We start from the raw sequence: 23,651 nt of genomic DNA, 5'->3' as shown, positions 1-23,651 counted from the left end.
TGTGATCCAACCGGGTGTGCGCTGGTAGGTTGGTCGTGCCGGCAACACCTGTGCGGAAGAGACCGTCCTCGTGACGGCGCCGAAGGGGCAAACCCTCCCCGGAAAACTCTCAGGCAGAAGGACCGCGTGGGCAGGCGCTCTGAAATACCCGTCTGGGTATGACAGAGGGGGAGGTTGCGTGTCGACCTTCTTCAGAGCCTGGAGTCGCCCATGACGTCACCCTTCGTTCCCCGCCACATCGGTCCGGGTTCGGACGAGCAGACCCACATGCTCAAGGCGGTCGGATACAACTCGCTCGACGACCTGATGGACGCCGCGATCCCGGAGTCGATCCGGTTCCACGGCGACCTGGACCTGCCGGCCGGGATCTCCGAGCAGGAGGCGATCGCCGAGCTGCGCGCGATCGCGGACCGCAACACGGTCGCCACCCCGATGATCGGCCTCGGCTACTACGGCACGCACACGCCCGCGGTGATCAAGCGGAACGTGTTGGAGAACCCGGCGTGGTACACGGCGTACACCCCGTACCAGCCGGAGATCAGCCAGGGCCGGCTCGAGGCGCTGCTGAACTTCCAGACCATGGTCACCGACCTGACCGGGCTGACCACCGCGAACGCGAGCATGCTCGACGAGGCCACGGCGGTCGCCGAGGCGATGACGCTGGCCCGCCGCGCTTCCAAGGTCAAGAGCAACGTGTACGCGGTGGACGCGGACACGTTCCCCCAGACGCTGAGCATCGTGCGGACCCGGGCCGAACCGCTCGGCATCGAGGTCGTGCTGATCGACCCGGAGGAGCCGGAGACGCTGCCGGACGAGTTCTTCGGCCTGCACCTGCAGTACCCGGGGGCGTCCGGTGAGGTCCGCGACCACGCCGCGCTGGTGGAGCTCGCGCACGAGCGGGGCGCCCTGGTCACGGTCGCGGCGGATCTGCTCGCGCTGACCGTGCTGCGGGCACCCGGCGAGATCGGCGTGGACATCGCCGCCGGCACGACACAGCGGTTCGGCGTGCCGCTCGGCTTCGGTGGCCCGCACGCCGGATACCTGGCCGTGCGCGCCGGCCTGGAGCGTTCGCTGCCCGGCCGCCTGGTCGGCGTGTCGAAGGACGCCGACGGCGCGCCCGCCTACCGTCTCGCGCTGCAGACCCGGGAGCAGCACATCCGCCGGGAGAAGGCGACCAGCAACATCTGCACCGCGCAGGTGCTGCTCGCCGTGATGGCCAGCATGTACGCGGTCTACCACGGCCCGCAGGGCCTTCGGGAGATCGCCGACGGGGTGCACGCGCACGCTTCCCGGATCGCCGGCAGCCTGCGGGAGGCCGGCATCGAGGTGCAGAACGACACCTACTTCGACACGGTCACCGCGGTGGTGCCGGGCCGGGCCGAGGCGATCGTGGCCGAGGCGGCGCGACGCGGTGTGGACCTGCGCCTGGTCGACGCGGACCGGGTGTCGGTCTCCTGCGACGAGACGACCACGGACGAGCACGTGGCGACCGTGGTGGCCGCGTTCGGCGCCGAGCTCGCGATGATCTGGGGGGTGTCCGGCGGCTGGCCGGAGCGCACCACCGAGTACCTGACCCACCCGGTCTTCAACACCCACCACTCCGAGACCTCGATGCTGCGCTACCTGCGCAAGCTCTCGGACCGGGACTACGCCCTGGACCGGGGCATGATCCCGCTCGGCTCCTGCACGATGAAGCTGAACGCCACCACCGAGATGGAGGCGATCACCTGGCCGGAGTTCGCCAACATCCACCCCTTCGCCCCGGCGAACCAGATCCAGGGGTACGAGGACCTGGTCGCCCAGCTGGAGGGCTGGCTCGCCGAGATCACCGGTTACGACGCCGTCAGCGTGCAGCCGAACGCCGGCTCGCAGGGTGAGCTGGCCGGCCTGCTCGCGATCCGCGGCTACCACCGCTCGCGCGGCGAGACGCACCGCGACGTCTGCCTGATCCCGTCCAGCGCCCACGGCACGAACGCGGCCTCCGCGGTGATGGCCGGCATGCGGGTGGTCGTGGTGGCCTGCGACGCGGACGGCAACGTCGACCTGGCCGACCTGGACGCCAAGATCGAGAAGCACCGCGACAGCCTCTCGGCGATCATGGTGACCTACCCGTCGACCCACGGCGTCTACGAGACCTCGATCGCGGAACTCTGCGCGAAGGTGCACGACGCCGGCGGCCAGGTCTACGTCGACGGCGCGAACCTCAACGCGCTGGTCGGCTTCGCCAAGCCGGGCAAGTTCGGCGCCGACGTGTCGCACCTCAACCTGCACAAGACGTTCTGCATCCCGCACGGCGGCGGCGGCCCCGGTGTCGGCCCGGTCGCGGTCCGGCAGCACCTCGCCGCGTTCCTGCCCGGCAACCCCCTCGAAGAGGGCGACCACCACGCGGTGTCGGCGGCGGCGCACGGCTCGGCCGGCATCCTGCCGATCTCCTGGGCGTACGTGCGGATGATGGGCCCGGACGGGCTGGCCGCGGCGACCGCGTCGGCGGTGCTCGCCGCGAACTACACGGCGGTGCGGCTGCGCGAGCACTACCCGGTGCTCTACGCCGGCAACAACGGCCTGGTCGCGCACGAGTGCATCCTCGACCTGCGGCCGATCACCAAGGCCACCGGCGTGAGCGTGGACGACGTGGCGAAGCGGCTGATCGACTACGGCTTCCACGCGCCGACGATGTCGTTCCCGGTGGCCGGCACGCTGATGGTGGAGCCGACCGAGAGCGAGGACCTCACCGAGCTCGACCGGTTCATCGCCGCCATGATCGCGATCAAGGGCGAGATCGACCAGGTCGCGGCGGGCGTGTGGCCGAAGGACGACAACCCGCTCGCCAACGCGCCGCACACCGCGTCGGCGGTCTCGGCGGACGAGTGGGCGCACCCTTACCCGCGGTCGGTGGCAGGTTTCCCCGAGGGCGTGGACCGGACGGCGAAGTACTGGCCGCCGGTGCGCCGGATCGACGGGGCGTACGGCGACCGGAACCTGGTCTGCTCGTGCCCGTCGCCGGAGGCGTTCGAGGACTGACGCGCCGAAGGCGAGCGAGGACCGGCTCGCCGGAGGCGGGGGAAGGTCGATGAGAGGGCGTCCGATCCGGGCCGGATCGGGCGTCTGATCCTGCGCAGGTCGCGGTACCCATCCGGGGATCGCGGCCTGCGCCGTCTTCGGGGTGACTACGCTACGGTGCGTAGTCGACTTTCAGGGAAATCTCAGGCGGCGAGGGCGTGCACGGCCGGGCCGCGGTGCGGCTCGATCAGCGTGCCGTCCGGCAGTAGCTCGCCGGTGTCCTCGAAGATGATGACCCCGTTGCAGAGCAGGCTCCAGCCCTGCTCGCAGAAGGTCACGATGACCTTGGCGGCCTCACGATCGGTCGCGTCGGCAGAAGGACAGGGAACTCGGTGCTGGCACATCTTGCTCGTTCTCCGATTGGGGGCTGTGTGAAGGTTCACAAAGTCGGTGTCGGACGTTACCTCACATGGAACGACGGCGGTTCAACCCGGTGACGCCGATTCGCGGTGAGTTCGCGCCTTCGATGCTCCACGGGACGGGGCATGTCGACCACTGTCCGTCGACTCCTTCCGGGGCTCCTCCGGCGGCGCCGGCCGCCTGCCAAGCCCGTCACCATGCGTTACGTGTGTTCCGGTGGCATCGAGGTGATCCCGGTGACCCCGCCGAGCTTCTGTCCGACTTCCTGGCCGGCAACGGACTGCCGGTGCGAAACCTTGGCCGAACGGCTGACAAAAACAAGACGATCGGCGATGGCACCATTTGCGGAGCAGCACTCTACGTGTCCGCTGACGCCGGATGCGTGATGGTCGGTGGGGAGCTCGGGGCACCCTCTCCGGTGCCCGATGTTCCGGATGTTTATGCGGTCGTCTACCAACATAACTCGAAAAGTCAGGAGAAATCGGGCGGCGGGGCGGATCGGTCAGACGGTTGGTGGTTCGACTCGCGGCAGCTCGGGCCGTGGCAGCCGGGGCCCGGGGCCGAGCAGCCCGGGTCGTGGCAGCCCGGGTCGTGGCAGCCCGGGTCGTGGCGGCTCGGGTCGTGGCGGCTCGGCGAGTGGCGGGAGAGCTGGAGCCGGGACGAGCACGCCCGGGCGGTCACCGCGGTCCGGGAGGCGATCGGGCGCGGCGACGTCTACCAGGTCAACGTCGTCGGACACGCGTCGGCGGCGTACACCGGGGACCCCGGTCCGGCGCTGCGGCGGGTCGCGGCACTGCCCGGCGCCCGGTACGGCGGGGTGCTCACCGGCGACGGCTGGGCCCTCGCGACGGCGTCGCCGGAGACCCTCGTGGAGGTCCGGGACGGGCGGGTGATCACCCGGCCGATCAAGGGGACGCGCCCGGCCACCCCGCAGGGGCTGCGGGAGCTGCTCGGCTCGGCCAAGGAGCGGGCCGAGCACGTGATGATCGTCGACCTGGAGCGCAACGACCTGGCCCGTCTGCCGGGGACTGGGCCGGTTGCCGTGGACGAGCTTTTCGCCGTACGGCAATGGTGTGGGTTGTGGCAGGCGGAATCGGTCGTCAGTGCGCCCCTCGCCGGCGAGGTCGGCCTCGCCGACCTGCTGCGTGCCGTCTGCCCGGGAGGCAGCGTGACCGGGGCGCCCAAGCTCGCCGCGTTGTCCCGGATCGCCGCGCTGGAGCCGGTGGGCCGGGGCGTGAGCATGGGCGCGGTGGGCTGGATCGGACACGACCACCTGGACCTGGGGCTGAGCATCCGGACCGTCGCGGTGGACGGCAGCCGGGTGCACGCCTGGGCCGGCGGCGGCATCACGGCCGACAGCGACCCGATCGCCGAGGTCGACGAGGCGGCCGCGAAGGCGGGTCCGCTGCGCGCGGCGCTCGCCTCATAGGCCCCTCATAGCCGGCTCCGAGCCGTCTCTACCGGTTACGTGCCACTGTCGGCGTCTGCCCCCTACGGAGGGGGCCGAGCGCGTAGTTTCACCTTCGCGCATTACCGACAAGATCCACTGCGACACGTTGGGTGTCCTTCCGTGGGGGCAGGAAGAGGCGACAGCATGCTTGAGCTGCTCGAGAGGCCACAAGTCAGGACGGCCGTGCGGCCCGCGATCCGGATCCGGGTGATCCCACCGGCGGCCACCCGGCGCGCCGATTTCGAGCGGTTCGCGCGGAGGTTCCTGACCCGGTTGCACAGCAGCGCCTACCAGCTCTGCCGCGACTGGCATCTCGCCCAGGACCTGGCGCAGACCACGCTCACCAAGCTCTTCCAGAGCTGGGACCGGGCCAGCTACAGCGACAACCTCCCGGCGTACGCCCAGAAGATCCTCCTCCGGGTCTACCTGGACCACCGGCGCCGCCGCAGCTCCACCGAGACGGCGTCCGGCTCGTTCCGGGAACCCGCCTACGAGATCAACCCGGATCTGCGGCTGGATCTGCTCGGCGCGATGTCGCGGTTGCCGGCCCGGGACCGCACCATCGTGGCGCTGCGCTACTTCGCCGACCACAGCGTGGAACAGGTCGCCGAGGAGCTCGGCGTGCCGGTCAACGTCGTCAAGAGCCAGACCCGCCGCTCTCTGATCAAGCTGCGGCAGATCCTCGGCGGCGATCGCCCGGCCATCGTCGCGTAACGACCGACTAAGCTTTGAGACATGACAGTTCGGCCTATCCGCATCTTCGGTGACCCGGTCCTGCGCACGCCCGCCGACCCGGTCACCAGCTTCGACGCAGAGCTGCGCGCGCTGGTCCGCGACCTGGAGGACTCGGTCCGCGAGCCCGGCCGGGCCGGTGTCGCCGGTCCGCAGATCGGGGTCAGCCTGCGGGTCTTCTCCTACAACGTGGGCGGCGTGGTGGGGCACATGGTCAACCCGGTGCTCAGCGACTTCGACGGGACCCAGACCGAGGAGGAGGGCTGCCTGTCGCTGCCCGGCCTCGGGTTCGAGACGACCCGGGCGATGCGGGTGACGGCGACCGGTTTCGACCTCAACGGGGAGCCCCTGGTGATCCACGGGGAGGGGTTCCTGGCGCGGGCCCTGCAGCATGAGACGGATCATCTGGACGGGCGGCTCTATGTCGACACGCTGACCGGTGACGTGCGGCGGCAGGCGCTGCGGGAGCTGCGCCGGGTGGTGCCGCGGTGACGCGCGCCCACGGTGAGTGCGGGTCCCGGCGGGGTGAGGGCACACGGTGAGCGGGCATCTGGGCGTGACCTGGGCACACGGTGAGTGCGCGTTCCGGCGTGCTGGGGGCACACGGTGAGCGGTGACGTGCGGCGGCTGGCGGCCGGCTATCTGCGGGACGGGGATCCGACCGGGTGGTTCGAGCCGCTCTACGCCGAGGCGGGCGCCGGCGGGGCCGCGGTGCCGTGGGACGTGCCCGAGGCCAGCGCCCACCTGCGCGCCTACCCCCTGCCGCCGGGTGAGGGACGGCGCGCGCTGGTGGTGGGCTGCGGGCCGGGGCGCGACGCCGAGCACATCGCGGCCGCGGGGTACGCGACGACCGCTTTCGACATCTCCCCGACGGCCATCGAGCTGGCCCGGTCCCGGCACCCGGACACGGCCGTCGACTACGTGGTGGCCGACCTGCTGGACCCGCCGGGGGAGTGGCGCCGCGCCTTCGACCTGGTGCTGGAGAGCAACAACGTGCAGGCCCTGCCCGCCTCGATCCGGGCCGCGGCGATTCCGGCGGTGGGCACGTTCGTGGCGCCCGGGGGTACCTTGCTGGTGCTCGCGGCGGCGGCGGTCACCGGCGACGCGGACGGGCCGCCGTGGCCGCTGAGCCGGGACGAGGTCGACGCGTTCGCCGGGGACGGTCTGACGATCGTCTCGGTGGAGCGGACGGCCGCTCCGGGTTCGCCGTTGCACTCCCGGTGGCGGGCCGTGCTGACCCGGTGAGTCGCCGTACGCGATAAGGGGTTGCTTGGCGATTGATCGGTGCCTCTACAGTGTGCGGGGCATTCAGATCAACGGGGAGTTCTCCTTGCGCGTCACGCGTCTTCTGGCCGGCGTCCTCGCCGGTGTCACCACCCTCACCATGTTCGCCGGCTGTGCCGGGCAGCAGATCCAGGCCCTCGAACCGAAGCTGGAGCTGCGCGACGCGGCGAAGCAGCTCGGCGAGGCGCAGCGGGCCGGCTTCACCATCAAAATCAACGGAAGTGCGGACGATCTGATCGCCGCCGCCGCGCTGACCGACTCCGGCGCCGGCGCCGGCGCTGACGAGAAGATCCTGCGGCAGCTGTTCAACTCGTCGGTCACGATCGCCTACGACAAGGCGGGCGAAGGCACCGAGGACGACCGCGCGTCGATCAGCGCCACCGTCGACGGCGTCACCGGCACCGAGGTCCGCTACGTCGACAAGACCGTGTTCCTCCGGGCGCCGATCGCCGACCTGGCCGCCAAGTTCGGCGCCTCCGCCGACGAGGTCAAGGCGCTCAGCGGGCAGACCGCCGGTGGACCCGCCGGGCTGGACGCGTTCTTCGACGGCGGGTGGGTGTCGGTGGACAGCGCCGCGCTCGGCGACCTGGCCGAGGCGGGCGCCGGCGTCGAGGCGCCGGACCTGGAGGAGGAGAAGGCGCTGACCGAGTTCAGCACCAGCGCCACGAACCTGCTGGAAGGCGCCGATCTGGTCCGCGACGAGAACGACGATACGCACCTGGTCGCCACGACGTCGACCACGAAGGCGTACGCGGAGCTGCAGCGGCTGGTCACCGCCGTCGACAAGGACCTGGCGCCGGAGCTGGGCACCGACGCGCCGGCGGACAAGCCGATCGCGCTGGACCTGTGGATCGTGGACGGCAAGCTGACCGCCGCGGAGATCAACCTGCTGCAGTTCGCCGACGGGGCGACCGGGCGGGTGGCGCTGCGGCTCGAGGTCACGACGGGTGCGGAGATCGCCGCTCCGGAGGGTGCCACGAAACTCGACCCCCAGCAGCTGCAGGGGCCGGCCTCGGTCCAGCCGTACCTGGAGTCCGGCGAGCTGCCGGTCCCGGCCGCCACCTCCTGACGCCGTTCTCTTCTCCGATGGCCGGCTCATCCGAGCCGGCCATCGCTGTGTGACACCCGGGGACTATGCACATGTGGACTCTGCTTTTCATCGCCACCACGGCGATCGCCCTGCTCGGGGCGATGGTCGGCTGGGTGGTCTTCACGCTGGTCAGCGGGCTTGCCGGGCTGGTGGCGCTGGGGATGAGCCCGGCGGTGGCGGGGCGTCGGCTGCCCCGTGCCGGGCTGATCCTTCTCGGTCTGGATCTGGTGGTGGAGGTGCTTCTGATGCCTGGTTCGGGGGAGCACTGGGCGCGGAACCAGTTCGGGCACGACGTGGTCGTGGCGGTACTTGTCACGGCGGGGTGTGCGGCGCTGTTCTCCGGGACGTGGCTGGGCGGGCGGGCGGCCGTCGGGGGGTTGCTGGTCACGGTTCTCGTGTACAGCTCGATCTCGAACGCGGTGCAGTCGTGGCAGTGGATGCATGATCTCGGGGAGCACATGGGGGTGGCGGTGGAGTGGAGCGGGTCCGCTGCGCCGGTGGTGCCGCTGGTGCTCGTGACGGCGGGGTTGCTAATGTCGGCGCAGCGGCGGGAGCCGATGGCCTCGGTGTCGGCCCCGGTTCGCTGATCTCGGCTTTCGTTCGCTGAGCCGTCGCCCCGTAGCTGATTCCTAGAATCCTAGGATGCTCTAGGGGCAGTGCGGCACACCCCTGGAGGACGGCTCCGCCGACCAGCCTTGATCACCTCGGCTACCCCTCGCGCGGTGCTTCTCTCGCTCCTTGGCAACGCGGCCTCCGGCTACCTGCTGGCCTGGGCCTCCCGGCGTCAGCTGGCCGCCGTGCTGCTGCCCGTCCTGGCCGTCGCGCTGCTCACCCTCGCCGCCCTCGACGTCCTGATCGGCGGCTCCGGCGCGGTGATCATCAACGGCGTCCTGCGCCTCCCGGAGCCCGGCGCGTGGCGCCTCGTCACCATCGCGGCCTTCTGGGTGGTCGCTCTCGCTGCCGCGGCGCTGGTCACGAATTGCGGGGGTACGCGGTACGCCCGTCCCGTGCGCTGCCGTCCGCGTTGCGTTCGTTCCCGGTGTTCGCGCTCGGCGTGGCGGCGGTGACCGGGGGCGACGATGCTGGGCGTCCGGTGGGTCGCCGGGATCACCGGTGGGCGCACCGGCCTGGTGCTGGTCCTCGCGGTGTTGCTGGCGGGCGCGGTGATCGGGGCGCGGATGCTGGTGGGGCTACTGGCGTACCGTCTCGGCGGGTCGGCGTGGGCGCTCACCCGAGGGCGCGTGACCGTCACCGCAGGGGCGTTCGTGCTGGGTGGGGTGGCCGTCCCGCTGGTCTTCGCCGGGATGGTCCCGGTGCTTCCGCCGGTCGTGTTCGCCGTGCTGGGGGCGGTGGGTGCGACGGTGGTGGTCGCCGTGCAGGGCGGCATTCTGGCGCAGGTCTATCTGCTGTCGCGGTCGGGTGGCGCGGTCGTTCCCGACGGTGATCGGTTGTCGGGGGCCGCGCGGTCCAAGCGGTATTCTGGTGTTGACGGGTCGTCGGGGGCCGCGCGGTCTTCCGAGCCGATTGCCGGGCCTCTTGACGAGGGCCAGGCTGCCGATGGGTCGGCGGATCTTGCGGACGTCGATGCCCGGCTGGCCGCATTGTCCGGTCCACCCGCCGGGCTGCTTCCGTGGGCCGGCGCGGCCGCCGCCGTCCTCGGGCTGCTGGCTCCGGCCGTGGCCGCCGCGGTGAACCCGTTCCACGTGCCGGCGGTGCGCTCGCACGGCGACACGACCAGCAGTGTCGCCGCGGTCGCCTGGCCGGCCGGGGGGCATCCGGTGATCGCGACGTGGACCGGCGCGCGGTTCTGTGACGACGACGTCTGTGATCGCTACACCGACCAGAACGGCGGCCCCACCGTGGTCGACGAGAACGGCGCGGCGGGAATCGGCACGGATGGCACGACGGTGGTGAGCGGCGGGCGCGATGACGGCGGGCCGTTCATCCACTACGCGCGGTGCACCCGGGACGGCTGCCCGGAGGCGTGGGTGCCGGTGCGGGCCTCGGCGCGGGAGGCGTTCGACTGGCCGGACCTGGGTGCGGCGGTCGCACCGGATCGGGCGGTGTGGTTCGTGCTGGCGCATCCGGGGGAGAAGGCCTACCGGATCACGTTCCTGCGCTGCCCGGCGGGCAACTGCGAGAAACCCCGACGGTACGAGGCCGGAACCGTCGAGCGGCTGGCCGGTGACGACTTGTACCCGGCGGTGCCCCGGGTGCGGCTGTCCGTGGGGGTGGACGGCCGGCCGCTGGCGACGATCCGTACCGGAAGTGCTTTGGTGTCTTTGTCCTGCGACAGCCAGGGTTGCGGTTCGCGCGGGGCGGCCAGTTTCATCAGCACCGCCGTGTCGGCGTGGGCGTCGCCGGTGACGCTGCGGGGTCCTGCCGTCTCCTACGAGCCGGGTCAGGTGCGGGTCGGCGAGCGCCCGCTGGACGTGCCGGGCAGCCGGCTGTCGCCGAGGTCGGGCGCGGTGGTGGCCGCCGGGTCGACGGTCTATGTGACGGCGGCGGAGGAGACCGCCCGGCCGGGCCTGCACGTCACGGTGGGGGAGCAGCCCGGCCCGGAGTCGGCGGACGTGTATTGGCGGCAGGTCCTGTGGCGCTGTGACGAGGTTCGGTGCACCCGGCAGGCCCTGGACGATTTCGGTCACGTGGCAGGTCACGAGGCCATGGCGGTCGCCGCTGACGGCCGGATCCTGATCGTCCGCCAGGACCGCATCCTGCTGGTCTCGGCTTCCCCTTCAACCTAGAATCCTAGGATGCTTTAGGTGCAGTGCGGCAAGCCGCACCCGGAACCGATAAGGACGGCTTCGCCGACCGACCCTGTGCTAGGTTTCCGAGGCCGTGCGAGAGACCGAGGAGGTGGTACCCGTGAACGCTGTATCGACATGGGTGCCTCCCTGCGGGGTCACGGCCGGGCGATAGGTCGTCCGGGAGCGCCGTTTCGCGAGCACTCCCGAAAGGCACGACCATGGAATTCAGTTCTGAGCGGCGTCTCGACGACGGTGGTGTTGTCGAGCGCGCCTTCACCCTGGGCGACATCCCGGGCTTCCTGTGGACGCCCGAGGCGGCCGGGACGGCGCCGCTGATCCTGGCCGGTCATCCCGGCGATCTGACCCGGATGTATCCGCGTCTGCAGGCCCGGGGCCGGCACGCCGCGGCGGCCGGGTACGCCACGGCGACGATCGAGTTGCCGGGCGGCGGGGCACGGCCGCGGTCGGCCGTCGCCGAGCAGGCCCGCGCCGACCTGCGGCGGGCCCTCGCCGCGGGTGAGCCGGTCAGCGACGACGTGGTCGACCGGCTGGTTCTGCCGCTGGTCGAGGCGGCGGTCCCGGAGTGGCGGGCCGCGCTGGACGCGCTGCTCGGCGTCCCCGGCATCGGCGGTCCGGTCGGCTACTCGGGCGGGATCATCTCGATCGGGGTGCGGCTGGCGCTGGTCGAGCCGCGGATCGCGGCGGCGGTGTTGTTCGCCGGTAGTTACGTGCCGCGGTCGATCGTCGAGGAGGCCCGGCGGGTGACGATTCCGCTGCTGGTGCTGCTGCAGTGGGACGACGAGAACAACGACCGGCAGATGGCCCTGGACCTGTTCGACGCTTTGGGGTCGGCGGAGAAGACGCTGCACGCCAACATGGGCGGGCACACCGGGGTCCCGCAGCACGCAGGTGACGACGCGGCCCGGTTCTTCGACCGTCACCTGCGCGACTAGGAACCGGGGGCCGGGCGCCGCAGGGTCAGCGACTGGAACCGGAATCCATTACCGGCGTCGACCGGGTGGAAGTCGACCACGTCGAACCCTGCGGCCCCGGCGAAGCCGAGCAGCTGCGCGTCGGTGCGCATGGAGAAGAACCGGGGCGGGTCGTGCTGGTCGTCGGCGAGGGGTCCTTCGGTGCTCTGGGCGCCGCCGTAGACGCCGACGAAGAAGAGGCCGCCGGGGCGCAGGACGGATCGCAGGGAGGTGAGCACGGCGGGCAGGTCGTGGTTGGGGACGTGCAGCAGGCAGTTCATCGCGTAGACGGCGTCGAACGAGGCGGGCGGGACGTCGAGGTGCAGGAAGTCCATGACGTGGGCGTCGAGGCCTTTGGCGCGGCAGTGCTCGACCATGGCCGGTGACAGGTCGGCGGCGACGACGGTGAGGCCGTGCTGCTGGAAGTAGGCGCTGTCCTGCCCGGTGCCGGCGCCGACTTCGAGCAGCCGGGCGCCGGGGGCGAGGTGGTCGCGGAAGGCTTGGCGTTCGGCGAGTTTCCACGGTTGCTTGGTGGTCTGGTCACGCCAGGCGGCGCGGGCGTCGTAGGCCTGCCGCAGCGGATCGAGCAACTCGTCGTATCGGACATCCATGCCGGCGATTGTCCTCGATGGGCCGGCGAGCGGGATGCCGGTGATCCGGTGGCGCCGGCGGAGTGCGGGGCACAGACTCGGATCCCATGACGAGCAGCGATCTGTGGGACGAGGAGACGGCCCGGCGGTATGACGAGGTCTCGGCCGAGATGTCGGCGCCCGCGGTGCTCGGGCCGGCCGTCGAATTCCTCGCCCGGCTTGCCGGTTCCGGCGACGCGCTGGAGTTCGCGATCGGCACCGGCCGGGTGGCGATCCCCCTCGCCGCGCGGGGTGTCGCGGTGACCGGGATCGCCACCCGGCCGGTGCCGATGGTGGACCAGCTGCGGCGCAAGGCGCCGGCGGAGGAGATTCCGGTCGTCGCTGGACCGGGGCGCCGTTCACCTCGGACAGCGAGAGCTACGTGTCGGTGTGGCGGAAACCGGTCAGCTCGGGAGGATGACGAACTCCGGGGGGTCGTGGCGCAGGAAGTCGTGGTGGGAGATGTCCCAGCCGTAGGCGCCGGCGCGGCCGAAGACCAGCAGGTCGCCGGCGCGGAGCCGGGTGACGTGCTGGCCTCGGGTGAGGACGTCGCGGGGGGTGCAGAGTTCGCCGACGGCGTCGATCGGGGTGTCGGTGACGGCGGGGCGGGGGTAGGTGCGGTTCCAGTCGTCGACGGGCAGGACGGTGAAGGGGTGGCTGTATCCCCAGGCGGCGGGGAGCCGGAAGTGGTGGGTGCCGCCGCGCAGGACGGCGAAGGTGCGGCCGTGGGTGGTTTTGAGGTCGAGGACTTCGGCGGCGTACCAGCCGGCGTCGGCGGTGAGCCAGCGGCCGGGTTCGAGCAGGAGTTCCACGCCGGCGGGGACGGAGACATCCGACAGGGCTGTGACGTCCATGGAGGCCTGGGTTTCGTAGTCGACGCCGAATCCGCCGCCCGCGTTGACCACGCGCAGTCCGACCTGGTGGCGGGCGGCGATGCGGACCGACCAGTCCAGGGCGTCGCGCAGGAAGGCGGCGTGCGCGGGTCCGTCGAGGTTGTTGGAGACGGCGTGCAGGTGGAAGCCGATGACGCGCAGCCCGTCGGGTACGTCGGCGAGCAGGCCGGGCAGTTGGGCTTCGTCGACGCCGAACGGGGTGGGTACGCCGGTCATGGCGTGGCTGCCGTGCAGGGCGGTGCCGGCCCGGTTGACGCGCACGCAGATGTCGGCGGTCAGGCCGAGTCCGGCCATGCGGCGCATCTCGTGGGCGCTCTCGACGTTGATGAGGGCTCCGGCGCGGACGGCGGCGGCGAGTTCGGTGTCGGTCTTGGCGGGTCCGCCGACGACGATGCGGCGGGCGCCGGCGGCCACGGCGAGGGCGAGTTCGCCGCCGGAGGCCACTTCCAGGCCGTCGGCCGCGCCGGCCAGGGCGGTGACGACGCCGGGGTGTCCGTTGGCTTTCACGGCGTACAGGAAGGAGGTGTTGGGGGGTAGGGCGGCTCGCAGCCGGTTCGCGCGGGTGACCAGGGACGCGGTGTCGTAGACGTAGGCGCAGGCGGGTGCCGGCAGGCGGCGCAGCGCGGCGGTGACGGGGGCGGGGAGCTCAGCCATGCAGGGGGTTGCTGACCGGGAGGTAGATGTCGCCGCCGGTGGCGAGGCGCATCCGGACGAGGGCTTTGTGGGCGATGGTGGGGGCGATGAAGTAGGCGTGGTCGGGGTGGCCGCCGAGGGTGTCGTAGGTGTCGTCGACGACGGCGCGGACGAGGCGCCAGGCGTGGTCCTCGGGCAGGCCGTGGGATTGCTGCAGGCGGATGACGAGTTCGCCGAGGTGGGCCTGCAGGGCGGTGTAGCCGAGTTTGGCGCGCAGCACGTCCTCGTCGTCGGTGCTGATGACGGAGCCGGGCCAGAGGTCGAGGTGGTGGCCGGCGGCGGCGAGGCGGCCGGGGTGCAGGCGCAGGCCGGCGAAGTCGCGCAGGGCGAGGCGGTGGGGGTGTCCGCCGAGGAAGGTGGGCAGGCAGTTCTGCAGGTGGGCTTCGAGGGCGACGCCGCGGGTGGCGAGGCGCAGCAGCGGGGGTAGCAGCAGCCGGGTGTAGGCGGTGAGCCAGGCGGCCGGGGTGAGGCCGGAGGCGGTGACGAGTCCGGCGATGACGGTGGTTCCGGTGGTGGGGTCGACGGCGGGGAGGGCGCCTCCGGGTACGGGGTGTTCGCCGGTGCCGAGTCGTCCGGTGAGGCCGTCGCGGGCGATGGCGGACAGGTCGCGTCCGCTGCCGGCGGGGACGGCGGCGCCGCCGGTCTCGGCGAGCAGCAGTAGCCGGTGGCCGTCGGGGTCGTCGGCGACGAGGCGGTGCAGCAGGTCGGAGAGGGCGGGGCCGTTGCGGGTGCTGGCGACGCTGATGCTGCGGCGGGTGGAGGTGACCTGGATGTCGAGGGACACCTTGAGATAGCGGCCGAGTTGGGGCAGGTAGAGGGTGCGCAGGGCGGCGGTGGGCACGGCGTCGAGCCGGCCGTCGAGGTCGCGTAGCACGCCGTCGGTGAACAGGTCGCGGTAGCGGTGGTGGACGAGGTCGAGTTGCCAGGCGTGGACGGGCTGGGTGCGGTATCCGGCGGGGGCGGCGGGCAGGCCGAGGTGGGCGCCGAGGTCGTCGCCGAGGTGGTGGTCGTCGCGGACGGCGACGAGGCCGACGGTGGTGTGGCCGGCTTCGAGGTCGTGGGCGAGGACGTCGCCGGCGTCCCAGCCGAGCCGGGTGCGGCCGGTGGGGTGCAGGTTGTGGCCGGCGACGGCGAGGCGTTCCAGGCGTACGGCGTCGAGGTCCGGATTGTGATTTTGATCTTGGACGGTGAAGCGGGACAGGGCGACGGCCAGGTTGATCACCGCGTTGCGGATCTCGGCGGCGAACGGGCCGTTGTCGATGCCGGCGAGCAGGTCGACCGGGTCGCTGACGCCGGCGACCGGGTATTCGACGCGGCCGAAGGCGTAGGTGTGGCCGCCGGCGACGGCCGGGGTGAGGCCTTCGCGGACCAGGGCGGCGCGCAGCCGGCGGCCGACGGTGTCGGCGGCCTGCGGCAGGCTGCGCAGGAAGCCGTCGACGAGGTGGGGGGCGTGCACGGCGAGGGCGGCCTCGGTGTGCGCGGCCGCGGCGGCGAGTCGTCCGGTGCTGACACTGCGAATCATCATGGGGTGTCCTTCACGCCGCCATCGGGTTCTGCTGGTAGGTCCAGATGTCGTGGAGCGGGTCGGCGGCGAGCCGCATCGCGGTGGTGGCCTTGACCGGCAGTGGTTCGGTGAGCAGGGCTTCGGTGTCGGCGGACGGGTCGGCGCGCATGGCGGCGGCGAGGGTCTGCCAGAGTTTGTCGGGTTCGGCGTCGACGGCGCCGATCAGCTGGGTGGCGACGGCGCCGAAGGCGGCCGCGGCGAGTTTGGCGCGTAGTTCGTGCAGGTCGCCGGTGGGCAGGTCGCCGGTCAGGTCGCCGGCGTCGATGCGGCCGGTGTGCACGCGGACGCCGCCGAGGTCGCGGTAGAGGACCCGCTGCGGCTGGCCGTCGCGCATCACGAGCAGGGTGTTCTGTCCGTGGGCTTCGAGCGCGACGCCGCGTTCCAGCACGCGCGCCAGCGGCGCGAACAGCACTCTGCCGAGTCTTTCCATCAGCGGGTACGGGTCACCGGCGCGCCTGATCAGCGCTGGTGACGTGGCGAGGACGCCGAGGGGGACGGCGGTCTCGCCGGGGCCGAGTGTCGGGGCTTGGCGGATCAGGTGGGCGAGGCGGCGGTCGGGTCCGTGTTCGGTGATGACGGCGCCGGCGGCGGTCTCGGCGAGGATGTCGATCGGCAGGTCGGCGGTGATCTTCTGGAGCATGGCGGAGAGGATCGGGCCGTTGTGGACGGCGGCCGGGGAGACGGTGCGCACGGCGGAGGTCATCTGCACGTCGACGGCGGTCTTGATGTGCGGGCCGCCGCTGACCGGGGCGACGGTGCGCAGCGACATCAGCGGGCGCACCGGGCGGGTGACGCCGGCGCTGGTCAGCCACGGGTACCGGGCCTGCAGCCGGGGGGCCTGCCAGGGGTGGGCGTAGAGGATGGGCATGCCGGTGCCGTACCAGCGGTCGGCGGGCACGCGCAGGCGGCGCAGCCGGATGACCGGGCGGTGCTCGGGGGCGTAGGCGAGGACGTCGGCGACGGTCATGCCGGCGCGGGTGCGGCAGCAGGGGTGCAGGGGGTGGCCGTCGACGAGGGATTGTTCGAGCCGGCCGAGCGCGTCGGGTCCCTCGCCGGTGCCGTCGCTGCGGGGGGCGGCGTTGGCGAGGGCGAGGGCGAGGTTGGCGACGCTGTTGGCGAGTTCGGTGACGAATCCGGTGCCGGGCCAGAGGTGTTCGGCGAGCGCGACCGGGTCGGTAGCCTGGCTAAAATTGTCCGATTTATCGGTTATGCCGGGCAAGGGCTCGCGGTCGAGGGCGAGCCGGAGACGGCGCATGATCGCGGCCTGCGCGCCGGGCAGGGCGGCGTCGTAGGCGGCCACCAGGTCGGGGCGCAGCGCGGCGAGCTCGGTGCGGGTCTGCGCGGGTCCGGCGGTGGGTTCGGGCACGGTTTCATTCTCCGGATGGGGGCCGCCGCTGTCGTTGGGGGGCGTCACGGGGCGAGGGACGACACACTCGGGTTTACCCGCAGGGCTGGCCCATTTCCTCTCAGCGTCAAATCCGATAAATTCTCGTATCCGGTCGTGACAGGCGTCACCCCGGCCGTGGCAATGGGGGAGGAACCGTGGACGCTGACGTGATCGTGGTGGGCGCCGGACTGGCCGGGCTGGCCGCCGCGCACGAGCTCACCGCCGCCGGCAAGAAGGTGGCGCTGCTCGACCAGGAGAACGCGGCGAACCTCGGCGGGCAGGCCTGGTGGTCGTTCGGCGGGCTGTTCTTCGTCGGCAGCCCCGAGCAGCGGCGCGCCCGGATCGCCGACAGCGTCGAGCTGGCCTGGGCCGACTGGCAGAACTCGGCCGGCTTCGACCGCCTCGCCGACGAGGACTCCCAGGCCGTGAAGTGGGCCCGGGCGTACGTCGAGTTCGCCGCCGGCGAGAAACGCGCCTGGCTCGCCTCGCTCGGGATGAGCTGGCTGCCGTTCGCCGGCTGGGCCGAGCGCGGCGACCTGCGCGCGAACGGCCACGGCAACTCGGTGCCGCGCTTCCACATCACCTGGGGCACCGGCACCGGCGTGGTCGCCCCGTTCGCCGCGTCCGCGGTCCGCGCCGCCGAGAACGGGCTGCTGCGGCTGCGGTCCCGGCACCGCGTCGACGCGCTGATCGTGGAGAACGGCGTGGTCACCGGGGTCCGCGGCGTGCTCCTCGCCCCCGACGACGCGGCCCGCGGCGTCAGCTCCAACCGCGACGTCACCGGCGACTTCGAGCTGCGCGCCCAGGCGGTCGTCGTCACCACCGGCGGGATCGGCGCCAACCACGACCTGGTCCGCGAGTACTGGCCGCAGCGCCTCGGCACCCCGCCCACCACGATGATCACCGGGGTGCCGGCGTACGTCGACGGCCGGATGCTCGCCATCGCCGAGACCGCCGGCGCCCGCCTGGTCAACCGGGACCGGATGTGGCACTACACCGAGGGCGTGCAGAACTGGAACCCGGTCTGGCCCGGCCACGGCATCCGGATCCTGTCCGCGCCGTCGCCGATGTGGTTCGACGCGCTCGGCCGGCGCCTGCCCGCGCCGTACTTCCCCAGCTACGACACCCTCGGCACGCTGCGGCACCTGCGCACCACCCCGGAGATCGCCGGGTACGACCACTCCTGGTTCATCCTCTCCCAGAAGATGATCGAGAAGGAGTTCGCGCTCTCCGGCTCCGAGCAGAACCCGGACGTCACCGCCGCCGACCGGCGCGCGTTCATGAAGGAGCGGCTCTTCGGCAAGGGCGCGCCGGCCCCGGTGGAGGCGTTCAAGCAGCACGGCGCCGACTTCGTGGTCGCGGCCACCCTGGAGGAACTCGTCGCCGGCATGAACAAGCTGACCGACCAGCCGCTGCTGGACGCGGCCGCGATCCGCGCGCAGGTCGAGGCCCGCGACGCGCAGATCGCCAACAAGGTCACCAAGGACGCCCAGATCCAGGGCATCCACAACTCCCGCCGCTACCTCGGCGACAAGATCGGGCGTACGTCGGCGCCGCACCGCATCCTGGACCCGGCGGCCGGCCCGCTGATCGGCGTGAAGCTGCACATCCTCACCCGCAAGACCCTCGGCGGCATCCAGACCGACCTGGACTCGCGCGCCCTCGACCTGGCCGGGGCGCCCCTGCCGGGCCTGTACGCGGCGGGCGAGGTGGCCGGTTTCGGCGGCGGCGGCGTGCACGGCTACAACGCCTTGGAGGGCACGTTCCTCGGCGGCTGCCTGTTCTCCGGCCGCAACGCGGGCCGCCACGCCGCCCGCTCCCTCTGACCGGGGCGCTCGTCGTTTCCCGCGAAAGACAACGTCACGGAGTCGACGATCCGCCAGTCGCTTGGTGACGGCCGGTGAGCAGCGGGAACGGCAAACATCAGGTATTCACGTTGTCTGAACACCTGTGCGGCGACCACAGCTCGTCCCGGGCCGACCGGCCGTGCGGCTACTGCGGATCGGCGGTTTGCCACGGATGAAGGAATTGCTCTGGCCGAAGGCCCCAAGCCTGCAGAGCTTGGGTGAGCGCGCTCTCACCGACGACACTGTTGGCCTTCACGAGGGTTGCGCCGATGTCGTAGTCGAAGCCGTCGATCCGGTCGGCGTCGTAGTCCCAGTGCTTCAACTGGAAGGTGCGCTCGCGATCAGCTCGGGTCCAGCCCTCGCGGCTGGCGTTCCGGTCATCGGTGGTGGCGACGGGGCGAATATCGACGAAGGCTCGTCTGCCTGGTCCGGATGCGGCCACCTCGGTGACCAACCGTCGTCCGAGGCGCAGTGCGGTCAGCTTGTCGATCGTCCATAGCGACGGCTCGTTTGAGCTGCTCACGCGGGCATCAGGCGGTTCAGAACGGTCCGGGCCAGGGCGTCGATTCGGGTTTGCAGGTCGTTGTCGGCGCGTCCACCGAGCTCGTCTTCCAGGCGCCCGGCCAGTGCGGCGACCGCCGGGAGCAGGTCGTGCAGCGGGCTGCCCTCATGTCCCACCACGTATAGGCGGTGGGTTCCCACCTCGGCGGGGATGCTGCGGTCGAGGACGCGCTCGCAGGTGTCGGCGGCGATCAACTCCACCGCAATGGCCAGGTCTGGTTCTGCGAGGCCGAGTTCGGCGGTGACCGCCGCCAGGCGCCGGTTCGCGTCATGCGCCCGCAGCGTCCGAGCCGACTCCGCGGCGAGCGCCACCACGGCGTCGCCGTTGGCGCCGGCCACCAGCAGGTCGCAGGCCAGCATCACCGCGTGATGAGGCTCGGCGTCGTAGAGAAGTGCCCGGGCCTGTTCGGCCCGGAGCCGGCGAAGAAGACTGTCGTCCACGGGCCGAGACTAGTGCGTCGCTATGGCTGAACTCTCGCGGTCGATGCACCGCTGCCAGCACGCTGTCGTCTGCTGATCGGGCGGGCCTGACCGGGCCCGTCACCGCGGCTTGCGCCAGACGGACACGTGGCTCTCGCTGTCGGAGGTGACCGGCGCCGCGTTCCCATCGGCGACGCGCCGCTCCAGCACCACGCCGGCGAGCCGGGCCAGGACGTCCACGGCGGGGCCGACCACCGCGGGCGACGACATCTCGGCTGACACGTCGTCGTACCGCTGCGCCGTTTCCTCGTCCCACAGGTCGCTGCTCGTCATGGGCCGGAGTCTGTCCGCCACACCCCGCTCGCGCCACCGGTTTCCCGCGCCGGTCCTCAGGCGATGATGGACGTCGACGACTACGGTGGTCGCGTGGTGGGTGGGGCAGTGACGGGACCGGACTGGCGTGACGACCGGCTCGGGGCGGCCGCGCGGGGGGAGAACCCGGCGGTGATCGCCCGGCTGCGCACCGGCTGGGCGGTTCTGGGCGACACCCAGCACCTGCCCGGATACACCCTTCTGCTGTACGCCGGGACGGCGGACCACCTGACCGACCTGCCCGCGCCCGAGCGCCTCGGCTTTCTGGCCGACATGAGCCTGCTCGGCGAGGCCGTGGTCGCGGTGCTGCGGGAGCAGGACCCGGCGTTCGAGCGGCTCAACTACGAGATCCTGGGCAACTCGTGGCCGCACCTGCACGCCCACCTGCACCCCCGCTACGCCTGGGAGCCGCAGCCGTGGCGCCGCGGCCCGGTGTGGCGCTACGACCCGCGGGTCCGGGCAGCGCCGGAACACGCGCTCGGGATCCGGCACGATCCGCTCAAGCACCTGATCGCGGCGAAGCTGGAGGAACTGGCCGGCGGGCGCTAGCCGCTCTGCGGGCGGCGCCGGCGGGTGGCCTGGCGGCGGATCTTGGCTTCGGTGCCGCAGTCGTCCATGCTGCACCAGCGGCGGCTGTTGTTCTTGCTGGTGTCCAGGAACAGGCCCCGGCAGCCGCCGGTGGACGCGCACACCTTGACCCGGGTGACCGGGCCGGTGGTGAGCAGTTTCGCGGCGGCGACGGCGGCCGGCCACCAGGCGCGGTGCAGGTGGTCGGCGGGCAGGGTCCAGACGAACTGGTCGCCGCGCTGTTCCAGGCGGGCGGTGGAGAGCGCGGTCGCGTACCCCTGCTGGATGAGGGTGAGGTCCGCCGGGGCCGGCGGCGTGCCGGCGTGCAGGCCCGCGAAGACCCGGAAGATCGCCTCGCGGAGGGTGAGCGCGGCCGTGAAGGACGCCTGGGCGGCCTGCGGCCGGGCGGTGGCGAGGGTGCGCAGGTGGCGGGTGGCGGGTTCGTCGAGCAGGTTCGCGTACGCGGCCCAGCGCACCAGGTCGGCGTAGTCGTGCAGGTGCTCCTCGCGGGGGTCGGCGCCACGGGCGTCGACGGTGTTGGCGAAGTCGAGGCAGGTGTTGCCGCCGTAGAGCGCCGGGAAGCTCATTGATTCCACCAAAACCTGTTTAGGGGGTAGCGCGCGCGGTTTGCTACCGGCTAAATAAGTTTAGCCCGCATCACCGTGAGGGGAAGTCCATGATCGACCTGATCCTGCCGATGCTGCCGGAAGCCCGCACCCAGGTGAGCCACTCCGCCCTGCCGGACGCCCCGGTGATCCCGCAGCCGGAGCCGGGCCGGCTGCGCCAGGGCGCGGCCGGGGTGCTGCGGACGCTCGCCACCCGCCTCGACCACGACGCCGGCACCCGCCGGATCACGTCACCCGCCTGACGCCGTCCCCGCCCGCGCCCGCACGGCTCGGCTTCCGGGCGGATCTCAGCAAGGGGCGACCCTCGTCTGCCTAGATCTGCGAGTGAAAGCGGTGGGCAGCATCCTCGCCGCCCGCTCGGGGCCGCTCTAGACCTTCGACGGCCGCGTACCCGGTGATCAACTTGCCGCTTTGTGCCTCAGGTATGCGTCGGGTTTTGCCGCTGACGGATCACAGGCTGACCGGTCGCTGCACGGATCGGTGGCCGATCAACGCCCCGCCAGCCGCAACCGCCAGCATCAGCGCGGCCGGCACGGTGACCGCGACGGTGAGCCCGCCCGCCGCCGCGACCGCGCCGATGGCCACCGGGCCGGCCAGGCTGCCGACCGTGCTCAGCCCGGTCACCACGGCGATGTTGCGGCTCGGGTGGCCCGCCGGAGTGTGCCCGGCGGCGCTCACGATCTGTGGCACCACACAGGAAACCCCCAAACCCATCAAGACCAGTCCGACGTACGCGCTGAGCGCGGTACCCGAGAGCACCCCGGCGGCGAGCCCGACGCCCGCCACCGCCGCGCCGGTCTGGATCAGCCGGACCGAGCCCCACCGGCCGGCCAGCCGGTCACCGGTCAGCCGACCGGCCGCGACCGCCGCCGAGAAGCAGGTCAACCCCCACGACGCCGGGCCGGCCGCCACGCCCAGGGCGTCGTGCAGGTACACCGCCGACCAGTCGGTCATCGCACCCTCGGCGGCCGCGCTGAACATCGCAAGCGTCCCGAGCAGCACCACGAGGCGGTGCAGGTCACGGCGGCGGATGGCGGACCGCGCTGGTTCGGCGGGGCCGCCGTCGTTAGGTTCCGAGGGCTCGCGGCCACCCAGCGTCCGGGCGAGCGTCAGGCCGATGACGAACAGGGCGACGCCGGTCGCGGTGAACGAGACGGTCGGGGACCATTCCAACTGCGCGAAGACGCCGCCGATCCCGGCGCCGGTGATCGCGCCAATGCTGAAGGCGGCGTGGAACGACGACATGAGCGGCCGCCGGTACGCCTTCTCCACCTCCACGGCCTGGGCGTTCATGGCGATGTTGAGCAGGCACAGCGCTGAGCCGAAGAGCAGCAGCACCGGGATCAGCGCGGCCAGGCCGCCGGCGAAGCCGACCGGGATCAGCGCGATCGGAGCGGCCAGCACGGCGACGCGCAGCACGGTGCGGCTGCCGTGCCGGACCACGGCATTGCTGACGAAGGGCAGGCTCAGCACGGTGGCCAGCGGCAGGGCGAACAGGGCCACCCCGAGGGTGCCGTAGCTGAGGCCTGCCTGCAGCCGTACCTCCGGGATCCGGCTGCCCCAGATGCCCATCTCGATGCCGAGCAGGACGAAACAGGCCAGCACCGGAAGGCGGAGCCGCCCACGATCCATGTGCACACGTTAGCGGCACGGGCGCGGTCGGCACTTGCCCGACCGGTGAGGTACCGCACACACTGTACGGACGTGGTCACTCCACGGAGGTGCCGATGTGGGCTCAGGTACTCACGCTGGCCGGTGTGCTGCTGGGCGGCTCAATCTCGTACGTGTTCACGTCCCGCCTCGAACGTGCCCGTAACCAGCGCGAGATGGTGATTCGCTGGGACGTCCGCAAATACGAGGCGTTCGTCGAGTACCTGTCCGCAGTGACTCGGATGGCGCGGACGAGCGGCCAGCTCGTCCGCGCCCGTGGCTGGGACACCCTGGCGGCCGAGGTGGAGCCGGAGGCTGGGCGTAGGACGCTGGACGATTTCGAGAGTGCGCGCACCGCGGCCTACGAACGGGTCGTCATGCTCGCCGACGAGACCTGCATCGCGGCCGCCGACGAGTTGAACACCGCGGTTTGGAAGCTGGAGTGGTTCGGGCGCGGCGTCGTCGATGACTGCTCCAAGGAGGACTGGCGGGAGGCGCTGTCGGTCTACACCGCCGCACTGGACCGTTTTCAGCAGGCGGCGCGAGCCAACCTGGTCGTACCCGGGGTGAGTCTGACCCGGCGGATCGAGCGGCCGCTGCCGGTGCCGCGCCGAGACGGTGACGACACGGGGATCAGCCTGCGGCGGCAGGAGGGGTGACGGCCCGCGCTCGGGGCATCGCACGGGTGCTCGTCCTGGCTTCTTCTCGTTCCGCCAAGGCGGACTGGTCCTTTGTGCCGAGCTCG

Annotated in this window: 24 protein-coding genes and 1 riboswitch; of the genes, 14 read left to right on the top strand and 10 right to left on the bottom strand. The window is 71.9% G+C overall.

Annotation, left to right across the window (positions count from 1 at the left end; translation table 11 throughout):
- The first annotated feature begins 43 nt into the window (after positions 1–43).
- A riboswitch (glycine riboswitch) is annotated at positions 44–135 on the top strand.
- 75 nt (positions 136–210) lie between these two features.
- Positions 211–3,021: an aminomethyl-transferring glycine dehydrogenase gene (gcvP, locus tag AMIS_RS20660; protein WP_014444314.1), complete on the top strand. Its 2,811-nt coding sequence runs from the start codon at positions 211–213 to the stop codon at positions 3,019–3,021.
- A 182-nt stretch (positions 3,022–3,203) separates the two neighbouring features.
- On the opposite strand, the gene AMIS_RS20655 is transcribed toward gcvP, so the two are convergent.
- Positions 3,204–3,404, bottom strand: coding sequence for a DUF5999 family protein (locus AMIS_RS20655; protein WP_014444313.1), 201 nt, complete (start codon positions 3,402–3,404; stop codon positions 3,204–3,206).
- A gap of 377 nt (positions 3,405–3,781) precedes the next feature.
- Between AMIS_RS20655 and AMIS_RS20650 the strand changes: the two genes are divergently transcribed.
- From AMIS_RS20650 to AMIS_RS20610, 9 genes are all read left to right on the top strand, one after another.
- Entirely contained in the window at positions 3,782–4,849 is a 1,068-nt protein-coding gene (locus tag AMIS_RS20650) for a chorismate-binding protein (RefSeq protein WP_407921864.1), read from the top strand.
- 165 nt (positions 4,850–5,014) lie between these two features.
- Positions 5,015–5,584, top strand: coding sequence for a sigma-70 family RNA polymerase sigma factor (locus AMIS_RS20645; protein WP_157434956.1), 570 nt, complete (start codon positions 5,015–5,017; stop codon positions 5,582–5,584).
- Positions 5,585–5,605: 21 nt separating this feature from the next.
- Positions 5,606–6,094 (top strand): peptide deformylase, encoded by a 489-nt coding sequence (locus AMIS_RS20640; protein WP_014444310.1) that lies wholly within the window; start codon positions 5,606–5,608, stop codon positions 6,092–6,094.
- 114 nt (positions 6,095–6,208) lie between these two features.
- The gene (locus AMIS_RS20635) at positions 6,209–6,847 is read left to right on the top strand and encodes a class I SAM-dependent methyltransferase (RefSeq protein ID WP_014444309.1); all 639 of its coding nucleotides are present in this window, start codon (positions 6,209–6,211) and stop codon (positions 6,845–6,847) included.
- 85 nt (positions 6,848–6,932) lie between these two features.
- Positions 6,933–7,955 (top strand): hypothetical protein, encoded by a 1,023-nt coding sequence (locus AMIS_RS20630; protein ID WP_157434955.1) that lies wholly within the window; start codon positions 6,933–6,935, stop codon positions 7,953–7,955.
- A gap of 71 nt (positions 7,956–8,026) precedes the next feature.
- On the top strand, positions 8,027–8,563 hold the full coding sequence (locus tag AMIS_RS20625; RefSeq protein WP_157434954.1) for a hypothetical protein: 537 nt from the start codon (positions 8,027–8,029) through the stop codon (positions 8,561–8,563).
- Between the two features lie 135 nt (positions 8,564–8,698).
- Positions 8,699–9,043 carry a hypothetical protein gene (locus tag AMIS_RS20620; RefSeq protein WP_014444306.1) on the top strand — a complete coding sequence of 115 codons (345 nt, stop codon included), beginning with the start codon at positions 8,699–8,701 and terminating at the stop codon, positions 9,041–9,043.
- 12 nt (positions 9,044–9,055) lie between these two features.
- Complete coding sequence (locus tag AMIS_RS20615) at positions 9,056–10,723, top strand: hypothetical protein (protein WP_014444305.1); 1,668 nt, start codon at positions 9,056–9,058, stop codon at positions 10,721–10,723.
- Between the two features lie 221 nt (positions 10,724–10,944).
- On the top strand, positions 10,945–11,679 hold the full coding sequence (locus AMIS_RS20610) for a dienelactone hydrolase family protein (RefSeq protein ID WP_014444304.1): 735 nt from the start codon (positions 10,945–10,947) through the stop codon (positions 11,677–11,679).
- On the opposite strand, the gene AMIS_RS20605 is transcribed toward AMIS_RS20610, so the two are convergent.
- The 4 genes from AMIS_RS20605 to AMIS_RS20590 form a co-directional block, all read right to left on the bottom strand.
- The gene (locus AMIS_RS20605) at positions 11,676–12,317 is read right to left on the bottom strand and encodes a class I SAM-dependent methyltransferase (protein ID WP_172666684.1); all 642 of its coding nucleotides are present in this window, start codon (positions 12,315–12,317) and stop codon (positions 11,676–11,678) included. The genes AMIS_RS20610 and AMIS_RS20605 overlap by 4 nt on opposite strands.
- A gap of 413 nt (positions 12,318–12,730) precedes the next feature.
- Complete coding sequence (locus AMIS_RS20600; RefSeq protein WP_014444302.1) at positions 12,731–13,873, bottom strand: type III PLP-dependent enzyme domain-containing protein; 1,143 nt, start codon at positions 13,871–13,873, stop codon at positions 12,731–12,733.
- Positions 13,866–15,437 (bottom strand): IucA/IucC family protein, encoded by a 1,572-nt coding sequence (locus tag AMIS_RS20595; protein WP_014444301.1) that lies wholly within the window; start codon positions 15,435–15,437, stop codon positions 13,866–13,868. Before AMIS_RS20595 ends, AMIS_RS20600 begins: the two co-directional genes overlap by 8 nt.
- A gap of 10 nt (positions 15,438–15,447) precedes the next feature.
- On the bottom strand, positions 15,448–16,842 hold the full coding sequence (locus AMIS_RS20590) for an IucA/IucC family protein (RefSeq protein ID WP_014444300.1): 1,395 nt from the start codon (positions 16,840–16,842) through the stop codon (positions 15,448–15,450).
- Positions 16,843–17,018: 176 nt separating this feature from the next.
- Between AMIS_RS20590 and AMIS_RS20585 the strand changes: the two genes are divergently transcribed.
- The gene (locus AMIS_RS20585; RefSeq protein WP_014444299.1) at positions 17,019–18,689 is read left to right on the top strand and encodes an FAD-binding dehydrogenase; all 1,671 of its coding nucleotides are present in this window, start codon (positions 17,019–17,021) and stop codon (positions 18,687–18,689) included.
- A gap of 166 nt (positions 18,690–18,855) precedes the next feature.
- Here AMIS_RS20585 and AMIS_RS20580 read toward each other — a convergent pair whose 3' ends face one another.
- The 3 genes from AMIS_RS20580 to AMIS_RS20570 form a co-directional block, all read right to left on the bottom strand.
- Complete coding sequence (locus AMIS_RS20580) at positions 18,856–19,233, bottom strand: hypothetical protein (protein WP_014444298.1); 378 nt, start codon at positions 19,231–19,233, stop codon at positions 18,856–18,858.
- The gene (locus AMIS_RS20575) at positions 19,230–19,712 is read right to left on the bottom strand and encodes a hypothetical protein (protein WP_014444297.1); all 483 of its coding nucleotides are present in this window, start codon (positions 19,710–19,712) and stop codon (positions 19,230–19,232) included. The genes AMIS_RS20580 and AMIS_RS20575 overlap by 4 nt, the downstream gene beginning before the upstream one ends.
- A gap of 99 nt (positions 19,713–19,811) precedes the next feature.
- Positions 19,812–20,024, bottom strand: a complete 213-nt coding sequence (locus AMIS_RS20570) for a hypothetical protein (protein WP_014444296.1) — start codon at positions 20,022–20,024, stop codon at positions 19,812–19,814.
- 63 nt (positions 20,025–20,087) lie between these two features.
- Here AMIS_RS20570 and AMIS_RS20565 point away from each other — a divergent pair, with 63 nt between their 5' ends.
- A complete protein-coding gene (locus AMIS_RS20565) occupies positions 20,088–20,612 on the top strand; it encodes an HIT family protein (RefSeq protein WP_014444295.1) in 525 nt (174 codons plus the stop codon).
- Here the strand turns inward: AMIS_RS20565 and AMIS_RS20560 are convergent.
- The gene (locus tag AMIS_RS20560; protein WP_014444294.1) at positions 20,609–21,217 is read right to left on the bottom strand and encodes a CGNR zinc finger domain-containing protein; all 609 of its coding nucleotides are present in this window, start codon (positions 21,215–21,217) and stop codon (positions 20,609–20,611) included. The two genes, AMIS_RS20565 and AMIS_RS20560, sit on opposite strands and share 4 nt — an antisense overlap.
- A gap of 89 nt (positions 21,218–21,306) precedes the next feature.
- Here AMIS_RS20560 and AMIS_RS20555 point away from each other — a divergent pair, with 89 nt between their 5' ends.
- Positions 21,307–21,498 carry a hypothetical protein gene (locus AMIS_RS20555; protein WP_014444293.1) on the top strand — a complete coding sequence of 64 codons (192 nt, stop codon included), beginning with the start codon at positions 21,307–21,309 and terminating at the stop codon, positions 21,496–21,498.
- 208 nt (positions 21,499–21,706) lie between these two features.
- Here AMIS_RS20555 and AMIS_RS20550 read toward each other — a convergent pair whose 3' ends face one another.
- Positions 21,707–22,888 carry an MFS transporter gene (locus AMIS_RS20550; RefSeq protein WP_014444292.1) on the bottom strand — a complete coding sequence of 394 codons (1,182 nt, stop codon included), beginning with the start codon at positions 22,886–22,888 and terminating at the stop codon, positions 21,707–21,709.
- Between the two features lie 95 nt (positions 22,889–22,983).
- Between AMIS_RS20550 and AMIS_RS20545 the strand changes: the two genes are divergently transcribed.
- Positions 22,984–23,565, top strand: coding sequence for a hypothetical protein (locus AMIS_RS20545; RefSeq protein ID WP_014444291.1), 582 nt, complete (start codon positions 22,984–22,986; stop codon positions 23,563–23,565).
- The last annotated feature ends 86 nt before the right edge of the window (positions 23,566–23,651 follow it).

Source organism: Actinoplanes missouriensis 431 (genome assembly GCF_000284295.1).
Taxonomy (GTDB): domain Bacteria; phylum Actinomycetota; class Actinomycetes; order Mycobacteriales; family Micromonosporaceae; genus Actinoplanes; species Actinoplanes missouriensis.
This window is presented reverse-complemented; position numbering and strand designations above follow the sequence as displayed.